This window comes from Gordonia sp. NPDC003429, assembly GCF_053588575.1.
This window is the reverse complement of the sequence record NZ_JBSFQF010000004.1, coordinates 182,911-199,292: the sequence shown is the minus strand read 5'-3', so window position 1 is coordinate 199,292 and position 16,382 is coordinate 182,911. Positions and strand designations below refer to the sequence as shown.

The 16,382-nt window shown below is 60.3% G+C and carries 11 protein-coding genes and 1 other annotated feature; of the genes, 9 read left to right on the top strand and 2 right to left on the bottom strand.

What is annotated here, in order from left to right:
• Positions 1 to 125 precede the first annotated feature (125 nt).
• From ACWDSI_RS07575 to ACWDSI_RS07550, 6 genes are read left to right on the top strand one after another with little or no spacing between them, the layout of a single operon-like run.
• Positions 126 to 1,694: a type I restriction-modification system subunit M gene (locus ACWDSI_RS07575; RefSeq protein WP_449756215.1), complete on the top strand. Its 1,569-nt coding sequence runs from the start codon at positions 126 to 128 to the stop codon at positions 1,692 to 1,694.
• Entirely contained in the window at positions 1,691 to 3,751 is a 2,061-nt protein-coding gene (locus ACWDSI_RS07570) for a DUF262 domain-containing protein (protein WP_449756161.1), read from the top strand. The genes ACWDSI_RS07575 and ACWDSI_RS07570 overlap by 4 nt, the downstream gene beginning before the upstream one ends.
• The gene (locus tag ACWDSI_RS07565; RefSeq protein ID WP_449756160.1) at positions 3,748 to 4,971 is read left to right on the top strand and encodes a restriction endonuclease subunit S; all 1,224 of its coding nucleotides are present in this window, start codon (positions 3,748 to 3,750) and stop codon (positions 4,969 to 4,971) included. Before ACWDSI_RS07570 ends, ACWDSI_RS07565 begins: the two co-directional genes overlap by 4 nt.
• Positions 4,968 to 8,090, top strand: a complete 3,123-nt coding sequence (locus tag ACWDSI_RS07560) for a type I restriction endonuclease subunit R (RefSeq protein WP_449756159.1) — start codon at positions 4,968 to 4,970, stop codon at positions 8,088 to 8,090. Before ACWDSI_RS07565 ends, ACWDSI_RS07560 begins: the two co-directional genes overlap by 4 nt.
• Complete coding sequence (locus tag ACWDSI_RS07555) at positions 8,050 to 10,026, top strand: ATP-dependent nuclease (protein ID WP_449756158.1); 1,977 nt, start codon at positions 8,050 to 8,052, stop codon at positions 10,024 to 10,026. Before ACWDSI_RS07560 ends, ACWDSI_RS07555 begins: the two co-directional genes overlap by 41 nt.
• A 5-nt stretch (positions 10,027 to 10,031) precedes the next feature.
• Entirely contained in the window at positions 10,032 to 11,735 is a 1,704-nt protein-coding gene (locus tag ACWDSI_RS07550) for a UvrD-helicase domain-containing protein (RefSeq protein ID WP_449756157.1), read from the top strand.
• On the opposite strand, the gene ACWDSI_RS07545 is transcribed toward ACWDSI_RS07550, so the two are convergent.
• Complete coding sequence (locus ACWDSI_RS07545) at positions 11,732 to 11,983, bottom strand: helix-turn-helix domain-containing protein (protein ID WP_449756156.1); 252 nt, start codon at positions 11,981 to 11,983, stop codon at positions 11,732 to 11,734. The two genes, ACWDSI_RS07550 and ACWDSI_RS07545, sit on opposite strands and share 4 nt — an antisense overlap.
• A gap of 112 nt (positions 11,984 to 12,095) precedes the next feature.
• Positions 12,096 to 13,339, bottom strand: a protein-coding gene (locus ACWDSI_RS07540; protein ID WP_449756155.1) for an IS3 family transposase whose coding sequence is annotated in 2 segments (ribosomal slippage) — positions 12,096 to 13,033 and positions 13,033 to 13,339 — 1,245 coding nt in all. Because the reading frame shifts where the segments join, the coding sequence is not laid out codon by codon here.
• Positions 12,951 to 13,061 (bottom strand) — a sequence feature (AL1L pseudoknot). (Overlaps the previous gene by 111 nt.)
• A gap of 304 nt (positions 13,340 to 13,643) precedes the next feature.
• Here ACWDSI_RS07540 and ACWDSI_RS07535 point away from each other — a divergent pair.
• The 3 genes from ACWDSI_RS07535 to ACWDSI_RS07525 all read left to right on the top strand — a co-directional run bounded on the left by ACWDSI_RS07535 (position 13,644) and on the right by ACWDSI_RS07525 (position 16,379).
• Positions 13,644 to 13,970 (top strand): histone-like nucleoid-structuring protein Lsr2, encoded by a 327-nt coding sequence (locus ACWDSI_RS07535; RefSeq protein ID WP_449756154.1) that lies wholly within the window; start codon positions 13,644 to 13,646, stop codon positions 13,968 to 13,970.
• A 71-nt stretch (positions 13,971 to 14,041) separates the two neighbouring features.
• Positions 14,042 to 14,290 (top strand): DUF2630 family protein, encoded by a 249-nt coding sequence (locus ACWDSI_RS07530; protein WP_449745304.1) that lies wholly within the window; start codon positions 14,042 to 14,044, stop codon positions 14,288 to 14,290.
• Between the two features lie 163 nt (positions 14,291 to 14,453).
• Positions 14,454 to 16,379, top strand: a complete 1,926-nt coding sequence (locus tag ACWDSI_RS07525; protein ID WP_449756153.1) for a propionyl-CoA synthetase — start codon at positions 14,454 to 14,456, stop codon at positions 16,377 to 16,379.
• Positions 16,380 to 16,382: the final 3 nt, after the last annotated feature.

The following is a 16,382-nucleotide window of genomic DNA, read 5'->3' as shown; positions in this document are numbered from 1 at the left end:
ACAGCTCTGGCATGCTGATCGCAGCAGATTACGCAAGTGACGATGTTCGCACATATGTTCTAAACAATGATATAATGTGAACATCATTAAATGGGGTAGCCTCGCGATGCCCGGGAGAGATGGATATGTCACCGACGACAAAAGAAGGGCAGCGGGCCGAGCTGCACAAGACAATTTGGCGAATCGCCAATGATCTTCGTGGAAGCGTGGATGGCTGGGACTTCAAGAGTTATGTACTCGGCATGCTGTTCTATCGATTTATCTCCGAAAATCTCACCGCATACTTAAATAAGCTCGAACACGAAGCCGGAGACGCGGGCTTCGATTACGCAAAGCTCGACGACAAGAACGCTGAGTTTGGTCGTAAAGATACTGTCGACGAAAAGGGCTTCTACATCCTGCCGTCTGAGCTCTTTCAGAACGTCCGCGAGCGTGCACCCCGAGATGTGAACCTGAACGAGACCCTTGAGCGGGTCTTCAAGAACATCGAAGGGTCGGCCGTCGGCACTGAAAGCGAAGATGACCTCAAGGGCCTGTTTGACGACCTCGACGTCAACAGCTCCAAGCTCGGTAACACCGTCGCCAAGCGTAACGAGAAGCTAGTCAAGTTGCTCGACGCAATCGGCGACCTTCCGCTCGGCAACTTTGAAGACAACTCGATCGACCTTTTCGGCGATGCCTACGAGTACCTCATGCAGATGTACGCATCCCAGGCCGGCAAATCAGGTGGCGAGTACTACACGCCGCAGGAGGTCTCCGAAGTGCTCGCAAAAATCACCGTCGCGGGCAAGAAGCGGGTGAATCGCGTCTACGACCCGGCCGCTGGGTCGGGATCGCTGCTGCTCAAGTTCGCCAAGGTGCTCGGCAAAGGGAACGTAGGTGGCTTCTACGGCCAGGAGATCAACCTGACCACCTACAACCTCGCCCGCATCAACATGTTCCTGCACGACGTGAACTACGAGAAGTTCGACATCGCCCACGGCGACACGCTCACCGATCCGCAGCACTGGGATGACGAGCCGTTCGAGGCGATCGTCTCCAATCCGCCCTACTCGATCAAGTGGGAGGGCGACGCCAATCCGCTGCTGATCAACGATGAGCGGTTCGCCCCGGCGGGCGTACTCGCGCCGAAGTCCAAGGCCGACTTGGCATTTACGATGCACATCCTGTCGTGGCTGGCCGTCAACGGCACGGCGGCGATCGTTGAGTTTCCGGGTGTGCTCTACCGCGGTGGTGCGGAGGCGAAGATCCGAAAGTATCTGATCGACAACAATTACGTCGACTCGGTGATCCAGCTACCGCCAGATCTGTTCTTCGGCACCACGATTGCGACATGCATCATCGTGCTCAAGAAGTCCAAGAAGGACAACAGCGTGCTGTTCGTCGATGCATCGGCAGAGTTCAAGCGCCTCGGCAACAAGAACAAGCTGCTTCCGGAGAACCAGAATCATATTCTCGACACCCTATCGGCCCGCCAAGACGCCGACCATGTCGCGAAGCTCGTGGCAAACGAAGACATCGCAGCCAACGACTACAACATCGCAGTGTCCAGCTATGTCGAGCAAGAAGATCTGCGCGAGATCGTCGACATCGCGGAACTGAACGCCGAGATCGCTCGGATCGTCGTCCGGCAGCAGCAACTCCGCACGTCTATCGATGAGATCGTGGCCGACCTCGAAGGGGTCGCCAAGTGAAGGCGGTCGACACAAATCTGTTGAAGCTGCTGAAGCAGAGTGATCGGTTCGTCGTGCCGATCTATCAGCGGGTCTATTCGTGGGGTGAGGCGGAGTGCGAGCAGCTATGGCAAGACATCATCCGCGCTGGTGCACGTGAGAAGCTGAACAGCCATTTTACCGGCTCGATCGTCTACATCGAGCGAGACCAAGGCTCCAACACTTCGCGCGAGCCCGACCTGATAATCGACGGACAACAACGCGTCACCACAGTGACACTTGTTCTGGCCGCGCTCGCCGCCAAGTTGGAAACCCTGCCGGTAGATGAACAGGAACCCGAGCCGGGCTTCGCCCCACAGAAGATTCGGGGGCTGTACTTACGGAATGAGTATGAATCCGGCGATGACTACTTCAAGCTGACACTGTCTCAACGCGACAGAGATGCCTTGAAGGCAGTTGTCCGAAGTGCTCCGATGCCTGATACCACCTCACGGGTAGCGGACAATTACGCATACTTTGTTGCCCGACTCGATGATCCCGAGATCGACCTGACCCACGTCTGTAAGGGGCTCGACAAACTCGTAGTGGTCGATGTGAAGCTCACCCGCGGTATGGACGACCCGCAGCTGGTGTTCGAGTCGATGAACGCCACTGGCAAGAAGCTTTCCCAAGCTGACCTCATCCGCAACTTCGTGCTGATGGACCTACCGCCAGCGCAACAGGAGCAGCTCTACGAGGACTACTGGTTCCCGATGGAGCGCCTGTTCCAGGGTGACGACGAGAAGCGGTTTGACGAGTTCGTCCGTCACTATCTAACCGTCAAGACCAACTCCATCCCGCGCCTCATCGAGATCTACGAGGCTTTCAAGGCATACGCCTTTGAGCAGGAAGCCGCAGGTACTAGCAGAGATGACCTGGTCATCGACCTCAGCCGCCACGCGACATGGTTCGCCAACATGGCACTTGGGAAGGAACCCGATACGAAACTGGCGCGCAGATTCGCCGAAGTCGACCAGCTTGCCACCGTCACGTACCCGTTCCAACTGCGCCTCTACGCGGACTACGCAGCCGGTGTCCTCAGCGGTGATGACTTCGCCGCAATCCTCGACGCGGTGATCTCGTACCTGTTCCGCCGGGTGGTATGCCGCATTCCTACCAACAGCCTCAACAAGACCTTCGCGAACCTGTCTGCCGCGATCAACGAGGACAACTATGTCGTAAGCGTCTGCGCACGCCTCCTGACACTGCCGAACTATCGGCGATTCCCGGCCGACGAAGAGTTCGAGGAGGCTCTCAAGACCACCGACATGTACAACGTGAAGCGTCGCAGCTACTTCTTCCGAAAGATGGAGAATCACGGCCGCAAGGAAGAGGTGTCGATCGCCGAATACACGATCGAACACATCATGCCGCAGAACGCCAATCCCGCGTGGCAGCAAGCGCTCGGGGCCAATTGGGAGGCCGATCACGACCGCTACCTCCATACCCTCGGCAACCTCACCTTGACCGGCTACAACCCGGAGTACTCCGACCGCCCGTTCGACGACAAGAGAGACATGGAAGGCGGATTCAAGCACAGTCCGCTCCGTCTCAACCAAGGGCTTGCGCAGCTTGACTCCTGGAACGCAGTCGAGATTGGCAAGCGCGCCAATACTCTTGCAGCACAAGCAGTTGCGATCTGGGGTCGACCCAAGTACGACGATGCTCTCCTTGCGGGATACAAAGAGAGTTTCAGCGATCAGAAGCGATTCGACTGGTCGCAGGCGCACGCCATCCTGGACGCTCTGCCCACTGGGCGATGGACGAGCTACAACAACCTCGCCGAGGCTGTGGGAACCGGGCCCGTCGCGATGGCCGGCCACCTCAGCCGCAGCGCAGATTGCGACAACGCCTATCGTGTTCTGAGGTGGGACGGGCGGGTCGCCGACGAGTTTCGCTGGCATGACCCCGAGGATCAGCGTGACCCGATTGACGTTCTGCGCTCGGACGGTATCAGGATTGCCGATGGCCACGCAGACCCCGAGCAGCAGCTCGCGGTTGAAGACCTTCTCGCGCTGGTCGGGGAGGACGAACTGTGAGCCGTATCGATGACTTGATCGCAGAGCTCTCTCCGAACGGAGTTGAGTTTAAGGCCCTTGGAGATATTGCTCAGCTGGTTCGTGGGAACGGCATGCCAAAGAGTGTGCTCACCGATTCTGGTGTCGGTGCTATTCATTATGGGCAAATCTATACTAAGTATGGTGCGTGGACAGACCAAACACTGTCTTTTGTTTCCCCTGAAGCCTCCGAAAAGCTCGCAAAGGCTGATCCTGGCGACATTATCATCACGAATACGAGTGAAAACCTTGATGATGTCGGTAAAGCGGTTGCCTGGCTGGGAGATGGTCAAATTGTGACAGGCGGCCATGCAACCATAATTAAGCACTCGATGGAGCCGAAGTACTTGTCTTACTGGTTACAATCTCCAGCTTTCTACGACCAGAAGCGCGTGCTCGCGACCGGGACAAAAGTAATAGATGTCTCTGCGAAGAAGCTCGAAACTATCAGAATTCCCGTGCCGCCTCTCGAAGTGCAGCGCGAGATTGTGCGAATATTGGATCAGTTCACTCAGCTGGAAGCAGAGCTGGAAGCAGAGCTGGAAGCGCGCCGCCGCCAGTACGACTTCTATGCCGGCCAGTTGCTTACGAACGAAGATGAAGTGCCTCGTGTGCGGTTTGGTGATGTTGCCACGATCGTTCGAGGAGCTTCGCCACGACCGATCCAGAAGTTCGTTACGACATCTGCAGAGGGCGTTCCTTGGATAAAAATCGGCGATGTTCCCCCTCGCGGTAAATACATCACCGCTACTGCTCAGCATGTGACTCCGGAAGGTGCCGCCAAGTCTCGCCGTGTTGGCCCGGGAGATTTTGTGTTGTCGAACTCAATGAGTTTCGGACGGCCATATATATCGAAGATCGAAGGCTATATCCACGACGGCTGGCTGGCTATTAGCGACTTCGAGAAGTCGTTCGTATCAGACTACCTGTACTATTTGCTGCGATCTGAACCCATTCAGGAAGAGTTCGCACGTCGCGCCGGTGCTGGGACGGTCAAGAATCTCAATGCCGAGATCGTGAGGTCAGTCGAGATTCCCCTGCCGCCAAGGGAAACGCAAGAAGAGGTAGTGGCGCTACTTGATAAGTTTGATGCCCTCGTGAATGACCTCAGTATCGGTCTCCCCGCCGAGCTCGCAGGACGTCGCAAGCAGTACGAGTACTACCGCGACAAGCTGCTGACCTTTGAGGAGGCGACGGCGTGAGTGAGGCAAAGCTACGTAAATACGACCCGATTGCTGTCTCTGCCGAGAGCACGGTCGTCGCCGAGTACGTGCCGGACGCAACGTCGGAGGCCGCATACCAGTCGGAGGCTGCGCTGGAGCGTGAGCTGGTCAAACTGCTGGAGTCGCAGGCATACGAGTACCTGGCGATCACGTCGGAAGCGCAGCTCGTGGCAAACCTCCGCGCGCAGCTGGAGGCGTTGAACCAGATCACGTTCTCGGATGGGGAGTGGACTGACTTCTTCGACAACACGATTGCCGGAAAGAACGACGGCATCGCCGAGAAGACTGTGCGTATCCAGGAGGATTACGTGCAGATCCTCAAGCGCGACGACGGCTCAACCAAGAACATCACGCTCCTGGACAAGCAGAACATCCACAACAACCGACTGCAGGTCATCAACCAGTACGAAGTCGACCGAGCCGACCCTGCCGACGAGGAAAGCGCAGGAGGGCGCTACGCTAACCGCTACGACGTGACGGTTCTGCTGAACGGTCTGCCGATGGTGCACATCGAGCTCAAGCGGCGTGGTGTTGATATCCGCGAGGCGTTCAATCAGATCAATCGGTATCAGCGCGACAGCTTTTGGGCGGGCTCTGGACTGTTCGAGTACGTGCAGTTGTTCGTCATCAGCAACGGCACACTGACGAAGTACTACTCGAACACCACGCGCAGCCAGCACCTCAAAGAGGGGCAGAAGCCGGGAAAGGGTCGCAAGACGTCGAACTCGTTCGAGTTCACATCCTGGTGGGCGGATGCGCAGAACAAACCGATCCAAGACCTGACGTCGTTTGCGAAGACCTTCTTTGCCAAGCACACGTTACTCAACATCCTGACCCGCTACTGCGTGTTGACTGCCGATCGGCTGCTGCTCGTCATGCGTCCGTACCAGATTGTGGCGACCGAGCGAATCTTGCAGCGCATCGACATCGCCACGAACTACAAGCAGCTCGGCTCCGTCGCGGCCGGGGGATACGTGTGGCACACCACGGGCTCGGGCAAGACGCTGACATCGTTCAAGACGGCACAGCTCGCCTCGAAACTACCGAGCGTGGAAAAAGTGCTGTTTGTCGTGGACCGCAAGGACCTCGACTATCAGACGATGCGCGAGTACGACCGCTTCCAAAAAGGTGCAGCGAACTCCAACACCTCGACGGCCGTGCTGAAGAAGCAACTCGAAGACCCGACCGCCCGGATCATCATCACGACGATCCAGAAGCTTTCGACCTTCATCAAGGCCAACAAGAATCACGCGATCACCGGTGAGCATGTCGTGATCATCTTCGATGAATGTCACCGTTCGCAGTTCGGTGATATGCACACCGACATCACCAAGGCGTTCAAACGCTACAACCTGTTTGGCTTCACCGGCACTCCGATCTTCGCCGAAAACAGTGGCAGCGGCGGCAATCCGCAGTTCAAAACCACCGAGCAGGCGTTTGGTGAGAAGCTGCACACCTACACGATCGTCGACGCGATCACCGACAAGAACGTGCTGCCTTTCCGGATCGACTACATCAACACGATCAAGGTCGGCAATCCCGATGACAAGCAGGTCTCGGCGATCGACCGGGAGAAGGCGCTGCTGGACGAGCGCCGCATCGGTGAGATCGTCAAATACACCCTGCAGCACTTTGACCAGAAGACGAAGCGGTCGTCGAGCTACGAGCACTCGGTGGTGACCAACGTGCCGCAGGCGACACGCACACGCCGTCAAGCCGAAGCGCTGCGCGAACGCAAACGGGTGCGCGGCTTCAACGCCATTTTCGCTACTGCCTCGATCCAGGCGGCACGTATCTACTACAACGTGCTGAAGTGGGAACAGGAGAAGCTGCCCGCCGATAAGCGCCTCAAGATCGGGCTCATCTACTCCTACGGAGCCAACGAAGCAGTCGACGACGGCATCATCGATGACGAGGGCTTCGAGACCGACGATCTCCCGACCGACGCACGCTCGGCCCTCGAAGACGCGATCATCGACTACAACGAGATGTTCGGCACCAGCTACGACACCAGTGCCGACAAGTTCCAGAACTACTACAAGGATCTGTCGCAGCGGTTGAAGAACCGCGAACTCGACCTGGTGATCGTGGTCAATATGTTCCTCACCGGGTTCGATGCAACCACGCTGAACACCCTGTTCGTGGACAAGAACCTGCGCGCGCATGGCCTGATCCAGGCGTACTCCCGCACCAACCGCATCCTGAACTCAGTAAAGACCTATGGCAACATCGTTGCCTTCCGCGACCTCGAGGACGCCACCAATAAGGCGCTGGAGCTGTTTGGCAACAAGGACGCACGCGGTGTGGTGATCCTCAAGCCCTACGGGGAGTACTACAGCGAGTACTCCGAGAAGGTGCACGAGATGCTGTCGGCGTTCCCGCTCGGAGAGCCGATCGTCGGCGAGGCCGCGCAGAAGGAATTCATCGCGCTGTTTGGGCAGATCCTGCGGCTGGAGAACATCCTCACATCGTTTGACGACTTCGCCGGCAACGAGATCCTGACTGAACGCCAGGGTCAGGACTACCGCAGTGTCTACCTCGACCTGTACGCCGAGTTCCGCAAGGGCACCGACGCCGACAAAGAGCTGATCAACGACGACGTGGTCTTCGAGGTCGAACTGATCAAGCAGGTCGAGATCAACGTCGACTACATCCTCATGCTCGTCGCCAAGTACCGCGAGGAGCACGGCGGCGATGGCGAGGACAGGGAGATCCGCGCTGAGATCTCTCGTGCGGTCGATGCCAGCCCGACCTTGCGCAACAAGAAGGACCTCATCGAGGACTTCGTCGACTCGGTATCGGTCGACGGAGCGATCGACGAAGAGTGGCAGGCATTCATCGCGGCCAAGCGCGAAGCTGAGCTGGCCAAGATCATCGAGGACGAGAACCTCCGTGCCGACAACACGCGCGACTTCGTCGAGACGGCCTTCCGCGATGGCGCGCTACGCACCACCGGTACGGCGATCACCAAGGTGCTGCCTCCCGTGTCCCGATTCGCGAACGGCGGCGGTCATGGCGAGAAGAAGCAGCGTGTGATCCAGAAACTCGCCGCGTTCTTTGAGCGGTTCTTCGGGCTGGGCACTGGAGGCGACCAGTGAGGGAAAACAGCTGGGAGCAAGTGCAATTGAAGCGCCGAGTGTTCGCGAGACACTGCTTGATCAGGAAAGCGCTGGCATGAGGGTTCGGCAGGTCGAAATCGAGAACTTCCGCGGAATCGTGGCGGGACACGTAGTGTTCCAGCAGCACACCCTGCTGGTCGGCGGAAACAACATCGGGAAGTCGACGGTCTGCGACGCACTGGAGCTGGTATTGGGGCCAGAACGTCTCTATCGTCGCCCCGTCATCGACGAGCACGACTTCTCTCACGGCGACTACATTGGTGGCGAGGGCGACCCCCGCGAGATACGTATTCGCGTCGTGCTCACTGACCTATCGGACGAACAGTTGCGTCGGTTCTTCCAGCACGTCCGGCGATGGGACGACGAGACGCTTTCGTTCATCGACGAGGAGCCAGACAGTATCCAATCCGCCGACGGCGACGGAACCGTTTGGGCGCTGCCCGTGATCTTCATTGGACGATATGACCGCGAGGAAGACGACTTCATCGGGGACACGTTCTTTGATCACCCGCTGCCCGAACTCGACGATCTTGACGAAGACGAGCGCGCATCACTTGGCGCGGGCCGCGCGCAGTTCAGCCGCTTGCACAAGCGGGTTTGTGGCTTCGTCTTCTTGCGAGCGCTGCGCACCGGATCTCGTGCGCTCAGTCTGCAGCGCGGTTCGCTGCTCGACTCCATACTCCGGCTAGGCGGTGAGGGCGCGGAGGAGATGTGGCGGGATGCGCTTGGCGCGTTGCAGAACCTCGATCCAGCTATCGGAGAGATCGAACAACTTAGGATCATCCGGGAGAACATTCGCACGCGACTCGGTAAGTTTGTCAACCTGGCTCCTAGTGAGAACGCTGCGGCTTTCTTCGCATCAGATCTCACACGTGAGCACCTCCGTGAAGTCGTCCGACTCTTCGTTGCGACACAACCGAGCAACCACTCAGTACCGTTCACCAAGCAGGGCACTGGCTCGATCAACCTGCTGGTCTTCGCATTGCTGACGATCATCGCGGACCTCAAGGAAGACCAGTCGGTCATCTTCGTGATGGAGGAGCCCGAGATCGCCCTTCCTCCTCACACCCAGCGGCGCGTGACGAAGTACGTGGTGCAGCAAATGGGACAGTCGATTGTCACCTCCCATTCGCCCTACGTCATCGAGCAGTTCGATCCGGAGAACGTAGTGATCCTGTCGCGCGATGGGAATACGTTCTCCGGCGCACCGATCGACACGACGAGCGTCAAGCCTAAGACATACCGCACGCAGCGTCGCCAGTTTGCAGAGGCGATCCTGAGTCGGGCGGTCTTCGTCCTTGAGGGTCAGACGGAGATGGTCGCCGTGCACGCCGTCTCATCGGCGCTCGAGCAGGTCCGTGACGATTACTCGCACGTTGATCTCACCGGCGTCACCCTCTTCAATGCAGGAAATGACCGCGAAGTGCCGCGGTACGCCCCGATCTTCAAGGCGCTTGGCAAGCGGGTCTATGGCATGCGAGACAAGCTGAACGCCCCTGATGCAGCGGACGCGGCTGAGAACATCAAGTCGTTCGACGAGTTCTGGGAGTCGCCGGAGACCGGCATCGAGCAGATCCTCGTGAAGCAGGTTTCAACGCGTGTGTTGCGGAGCTTCCTCGACAAAGTCGTGCAGCGCGACGACTATCCGTCAAGCCATCCCTACGTGGCCGAGCAGGTTGCTGATGACGACTTGGCCGAGTTGGCAGTGAAGGTGCTGAAGGCTCGCAAGGGCGATGCGTTTGGCTTCGGATACACCGGCACACTCATCGAGCAGTGCGAGACCGAGGCCGATCTACCAGCTTTCATTCGGGACGCGCTCCTCACCATCAACGAACAGCTCCAGGACGAGCCTGAACTGATACTGGACGACGACACTGCAGCGCCGGGGGCCGGTGCTGCAGAGCCCGAGGAGTAGGTGGCGTGGAGTTGCAGCTCTCCGAGACTGCCCAGGGAGCCGTGGACCACGATTGCCCCGTCTTGGTACTCGGCGGCCCCGGCTCCGGCAAGACCACGCTGTCGCTTCTGAAAGCCCAAGCGATGCTTCCCGTCCTGCAGCCTGGCCAGGAGATCCTCTTCCTCAGTTTCTCTCGGGCTGCCGTCCGGCAGGTTGAGATCCGCTGTCGCGATATTTTGCGTTCGGAAGAGCGTCGGCAAATCGCGGTGCGCACCTACCACGCGTTCGCGATGGAGGTTTTGCGCGCACATGGTCGACTGCTCACCGGACATGCTCCGCGAATCGTCTATCCCGGCGACGAGAACCTCTCTAAAGCGGTCTTCGAAGGAGACTGGGACACCGAGATCGAACGCCTGGCACGGGAGGAAGGCCGCTACGTATTCGGGCAGTTCGCAGCCGCTGCCGCCCAACTCGTTGCTGGCAGCGCGTCGATTGCATCGCTACTCGCCAATAAGTACCCCGTGGTCATCCTGGACGAGTTCCAGGACACCGACGACGCACAGTGGGCGCTTGTTCGGACGCTCTCAGAGCGGTCGAAAACCGTGTTTATGGCCGACCCTGATCAGCGGATCTTCGACTATGACGCAAGGGTAGACCCGGAGCGCCTTGATCACCTGCGCGCTCACCTCGGCCCCGCCGAGTTTGATCTCAGCGGGGAGAACCATCGAAGTCCTGACGCTGGCATCCTGCATTACGCCAACGCCGTACTGACGAACCGACCTTTGCCGGACACCAAAGACGTGATCACGCGCGCATACTGGGCGAACGCTTTCGACAGCACCGTTCACGCTGGCGTGGTCTGGATGCTCGGCTCGCTCCGCAAGGCGGGTATCGCTCATCCCTCCGTCGTCGTACTTGCCAGAACGAACGCGCTCGTCGGCAAGCTGTCGACGATCCTGGCGCAAGAGCACAATTTCAACGGCCAGACGATCAGACCCGTCGAGCACGACGTATTGTGGGACGCCGACCTCACGGCAGCGGCTGCCCTGGTAGTGGCTTCGATTCTCGAATGGCCGGGCTGCCCCAAGGAGGTGGCACTCGGCCAGACCTTCGACCGCATCGCCGATTATTTCGATGCGAAGAACGCTGCCAACGCGAGCAACGCCGCTCGTCAGACCAGCGAGCGTTACCGAACTGCTGCAGATCGGGCGCGCAGAGGTGAGACGCAACGGCTGGCGAGCGCCAAGGCTCTCGCTGCCTCATACGACAGCGGTCTGGTGCTTCAGGGTGATCCTGCACAGGACTGGCTACACGCGCGTGATCTGTTGGCAGCTGGGAACGATTTGTCGGATCTGCTGGCCAACGCCAGGTTCGTCCGGCTCTTCCGGGCAACCGATGAGATCGGAAGCCGACTTGCGTCGGCATGGGATCTTCGCGGCAGCTACGGCCGCGCCATCGACTTGGTACGCCGTGCGCTCGAGGCAGGTCGGCTTCAGTCCGACCAGCGCGACCTACGCGGTTGCGTGCTCATGACTATCCACAAGGCAAAAGGCAAGGAGTTTGATGGCGTTCTGCTTGTCGAAGGGCAGTACCAGGGGAGCTTCTTCCGCGACACCGACACCGAGGCGCAACGAGCGGCAGCGAGACGACTGCTGCGAGTAGGTATCACTCGTGCACGACACCAAGTGGCGATCATCAGGCCGCAGGGCGCCGCACCCCTTGTCGGCTAGTAGCGCGCCCCATGCGGTCGAATCACGACGCCTTCCCGCCTAAGCACGTTCAGTACTGTGGTTCTCCCTAGTCCGACCTGCTCGGCAACCGCGCGACTCGTCATGCCGCCCTCGTACAGCCGAACGACGTCGCGCCGCAGCTGCTCCGTGACCCGCGATCGGAGACGTTGTTGTTTAGGTTGTGCCTGGTCAGCTCGATGTTTATCGGACCTTGGGGTGTTGGCCTTGGCACCAGCGAGGACTACCACTGTTGGAGAACTCCAACCGGTGCCCGATATCCAAGGGTCCGGTTGGAGTTTTTCTCGTTTCTGGTAGCCCCCTGTGTTTCTGGTGGTCCCTGAAGTACCCCAGGTCTAGTTCCTATGTGGGTGCGAGGGCCGGGTCGGCGGTCCCGCGGACTTGTGAGGCACTGGTCAGGGTGGCCTCGTACTCGACCGGGGTGCGGTAGTCGAGGGCTTCGTGCAGGCGTTGGTGGTTGTACCACCAGACGTATTCCAGGGTGGCCAGCTCGACTTGCTCGACGCTGTGCCAGGGTTTGTTGCGGTAGATGAGCTCGGTCTTGTAGCTGGCGTTGACGCTCTCCGCGAGGGCGTTGTCGTAGGAGTCGCCGACGGTGCCGACGCTGGGCGTGATTCCCAGTTCCACAAGTCTGTCGGTGTAGACCAACGACAGGTATTGCGACCCGTGGTCGGAATGATGAGTCAACCCGGATAGATCGGTATCGGATTGCCACACAGCGTGATTGAACGCTTGAAGTGGAAGGTCCTCTGTGCGCATGGTGGCCGCGACTGCCCAGCCTTTGATCACCCGTGTGCAGGCATCGGTGACGAACGCGGAATAGGCGAACCCCTGCCACGTCCGTACATACGTGATGTCCACGACCCAGAGCGTATTCGGTTGCTCAGCAACGAAATTCCGCTTCACCAAGTCTGCGGGTTTGGCAGCGGATGGATCGGGTCGGGTGGTGAAGACAGTCCGGCCTCGGTGCACACCACGTATCCCTGCCAGCCGCATCAGCCGGCGGGTTTGCTCGCGACCGACGTCATAGCCGTCTCGACGCAACGCGTGGTGCATCTTGAGTACGCCGTACACGCCGTAGTTGGCGGCATGCACCGTCTTGATCGCCTCCACTAACTTCACATCCCGCACTGAACGAGCAGACGCTGCACGGGATTTCGCCGCACGGTATCCGCGTGAAGTGAGGAAGACCACGCCCGCCGCCCGCAGGGTACGGCAGATGAACTCGACCCCGAACTGATCACGGAATCTATCGATGAAGGTGATCATTTCGTCGTGGTCCGGTCGAGTTCCGACGCGAAAAACGCCGACGCCGATTTCAACAGCTCATTGGTGCGTTTGAGCTCGGCAACTTCCTTCTTGAGCCGCCGGATCTCGGCATGTTCCTCACTGGTCGTGCCCGGACGCTGACCGGCGTCGATCTGGGCCTTACGCCGCCACCGGCGGAGGGTCTCCTCCGCGATCTGCTGCTTGGATGCGATCTGACGAATCGCTTCGAACTCCGAGAGCTCAGCATCGGCCTCCAGCGCTGTCTCCAACATGCGCACAGACTTCTGCCGGAACTCCGGCGTGTACTGACGTGGCATAGCTCCATCCTCCTATAGAAGACGGAACTAAACCTGGGGTACTTCACCCCACTGTGTTGTGATGATCCTGCCCGTCCGGCGGCGTACCCGGCGAAGGTCGAGAGACGCGCCGATCGCCGCGCGAGAGACCATGAAACGCCGAGATCTTTCGATTAGACGAATGTGCGTTTTGTTGAGACAATTCGGGTCACAATAAGTGCAGCGCATGCGTTGTCGGTGGGGCCACGCGCGGGGGGATTTCGGCATCGTGCAGGGTTTTCGCTGGCCACGGGGGATATGTGCTGCGGTTCTGAGGGGGACCAGTATGGCCAAGCACACCGTGGTGAAGTATGTCGACGATCTCGACGGCAAGGAACTCAACGAAGCCGTTACCGTCGCATTTGGCCTCAACGGTAAATCGTACGAATTCGACACCTCGCCGGCACATGCCCGCGAATTCGAGCGCACCCTGGAACGCTATATCGCGGTATCGCGTATTTCTGCGCCGCGGCAGCGGGGTACTCGACCGTCCAAACGCGCTCAACCCCACACCCAGGCCATCCGCGCGTGGGCGAGGGAGAACGGCTACGAGATCAGTGACCGCGGCCGTATCTCCGCGGAGATCGTCTCCGCGTTCGAGAACGACCAGTAGTCCGCCCGCCCCCGACGTCGCTCCGCTCGTCGGGGTTCGTCACCCGCGTGGCGGGGTCTACGGTGGAGTTCATGGCCACCGACAAGTCGATCCATGACCGCATCAGCGCACTGATCGGTGAAGAACACGATCTACGCGCGAAACTCGAGCGCCGCGAGATCACTCCCGACGAGGAGCACAAGCGCCTCGGCGAGATCGAGGTAGCCCTCGACCAGGCGTGGGATCTGCTTCGCCAACGACAGGCCAAGCGTGACGCGGGCCTCGACCCCAATGACGCTGCGACGCGCCCGGCGGGCGTGGTGGAGAAGTACCTGGACTGAGGCGCATCACCGGCCCGTTTTTGTCCGTTCGCCGCGCGGTGGTGACCGCCCGTCGCAGACACCCTGAACCCGATCCGTTCGGACGCTCGCATCGCTAGTGTCAACCACACCACGCAGGCGCATTCGTGAGGAAGGCGTCACGACGAAGTACGAGGGCGCATCGATGGGGATTTACGACGACACCTTCCGGCGTAGCATCGACGAGCGCGAGTCGTTCTGGCTGCAGGCCGCCGCCGAGGTCGAGTGGACACATCCGCCGTCGATCGCGCTCGACGACTCCGATGCGCCGATCTATCGATGGTTTCCCGACGGTCGGCTCAACACCTGCCACAACGCACTCGACCGGCACGTCGACGCAGGACATGGCGATCGGGTGGCCTTGATCTGGGATTCGGCGATGGTGGGGGAGATCCGCGAGTACACCTACGCCGAGTTGCTCGACGAGGTGGCCCGATTCGCCGATGTGCTTGCTCGCGCGGGTGTGTCGCACGGTGACCGGGTGATCATCTACATGCCGATGATTCCCGAGGCGGCAATCGCGATGCTGGCCTGCGCCCGGATCGGGGCGGTGCATTCGGTGGTTTTCGGCGGCTTCGCGGCACCGGAGCTGGCCACACGCATCGACGATGCGCGGCCGGTGGCATTGGTCACGGCGTCGAGCGGCCTGGAACCCGGTCGCACCGTGGAGTACCTGCCGATGGTTGCCCGGGCGCTCGAACTCGCGGCGGAACCTCCAGCAACGGTGGTGGTGAAGGATCGTCCGCAGGTCGCCGGGTCCGCCGCCGACCACGCCGCACCGGCCACCGACGCGACGTCGGCGGTGCGCTGGCTGGACTGGGATACCGAGATGGAGACCGCACGGCCGGTGCCGCCGGTGCCGGTGGCCGCGACAGATCCCCTCTACATCCTCTACACGTCGGGCACCACCGGAAAACCCAAGGGTGTGGTCCGCGACAACGGCGGGCATGCGGTGGCGCTCACCTGGTCGATGCGCAACATCTACGACATGTCCCGGGGCGACATCTGGTGGACGGCTTCGGATGTGGGATGGGTGGTGGGCCACTCGTACATCGTCTACGGCCCGCTGCTGGTGGGGGCCACCACGGTGATGTACGAAGGCAAACCGGTGGGCACCCCGGATGCGGGGGCGTTCTGGCGTGTCATCGCCGAGCATCGGGTGAACGCGTTGTTCACCGCGCCCACCGCCATTCGCGCCATCCGCAAGACCGATCCGGACGCCACACTGCTCGCCCAGTACGACATCTCGTCGCTGCGCGCGTTGTTCGCGGCCGGTGAACGGCTCGACCCCGACACGTTTGAGTGGGCCGGCGAGGTGCTCGGCATCCCGGTGATCGATCACTGGTGGCAGACCGAGACCGGGTGGGCCATCGCGGCCAATCTGCGGGGACTGGAACCGATGCCGATCAAGGCCGGTTCGCCCACTGTGCCGGTGCCCGGTTACCGCGTCGGCATCGTCGACGCGTCCGGCGACCATGTGGGCGCCGAGGTGGAGGGCAACATCGTGATCGAACTCCCGTTGCCGCCGGGCACCCTGGCCGGGCTGTGGCAGGACGAGGATCGTTTCCGCAGCTCGTATCTCGCCGCGTTTCCCGGCTATTACCTCACCGGCGACTCGGGATACATCGATGCGGACGGGTACGTGTTCGTCCTCGGCCGGTCCGACGATGTGATCAATGTCGCCGGACACCGGTTGTCCACCGGGAGCATCGAAGCCGTGGTGGCGTCGCATCCGGCGGTGGCCGAGTGCGCGGTGATCGGCATCCACGACGACCTGAAGGGTCAGCGTCCCAGCGGGTACGTGGTACTCAAGGCCGGCGTCGACATCGAACCCGACGCCCTGCGCGCCGAACTCGTTGCCTTGGTGCGCAACGAGATCGGCGCCGTGGCCACCTTCCGTGACGTGACCGTGGTCCCTGCACTGCCCAAGACTCGCTCGGGCAAGATCTTGCGAAAGACGATGCGTCAGATCGCCGATCACGAGGAGTATGCGGTGCCGTCGACCATCGAGGATCCCGATGTGCTCACCGCGCTGGTCCGTCAGATCGGTGGTCGGTCCGACGGGTCGTGACGG

Coding starts and splice junctions, on each gene's coding strand:
- ACWDSI_RS07575 (WP_449756215.1), top strand. CDS start 126: ATGTCACCGACGACAAAAGAAGGGCAGCGGGCCGAGCTGCACAAGACA.
- ACWDSI_RS07525 (WP_449756153.1), top strand. CDS start 14,454: ATGGGGATTTACGACGACACCTTCCGGCGTAGCATCGACGAGCGCGAG.
- ACWDSI_RS07535 (WP_449756154.1), top strand. CDS start 13,644: ATGGCCAAGCACACCGTGGTGAAGTATGTCGACGATCTCGACGGCAAG.
- ACWDSI_RS07530 (WP_449745304.1), top strand. CDS start 14,042: ATGGCCACCGACAAGTCGATCCATGACCGCATCAGCGCACTGATCGGT.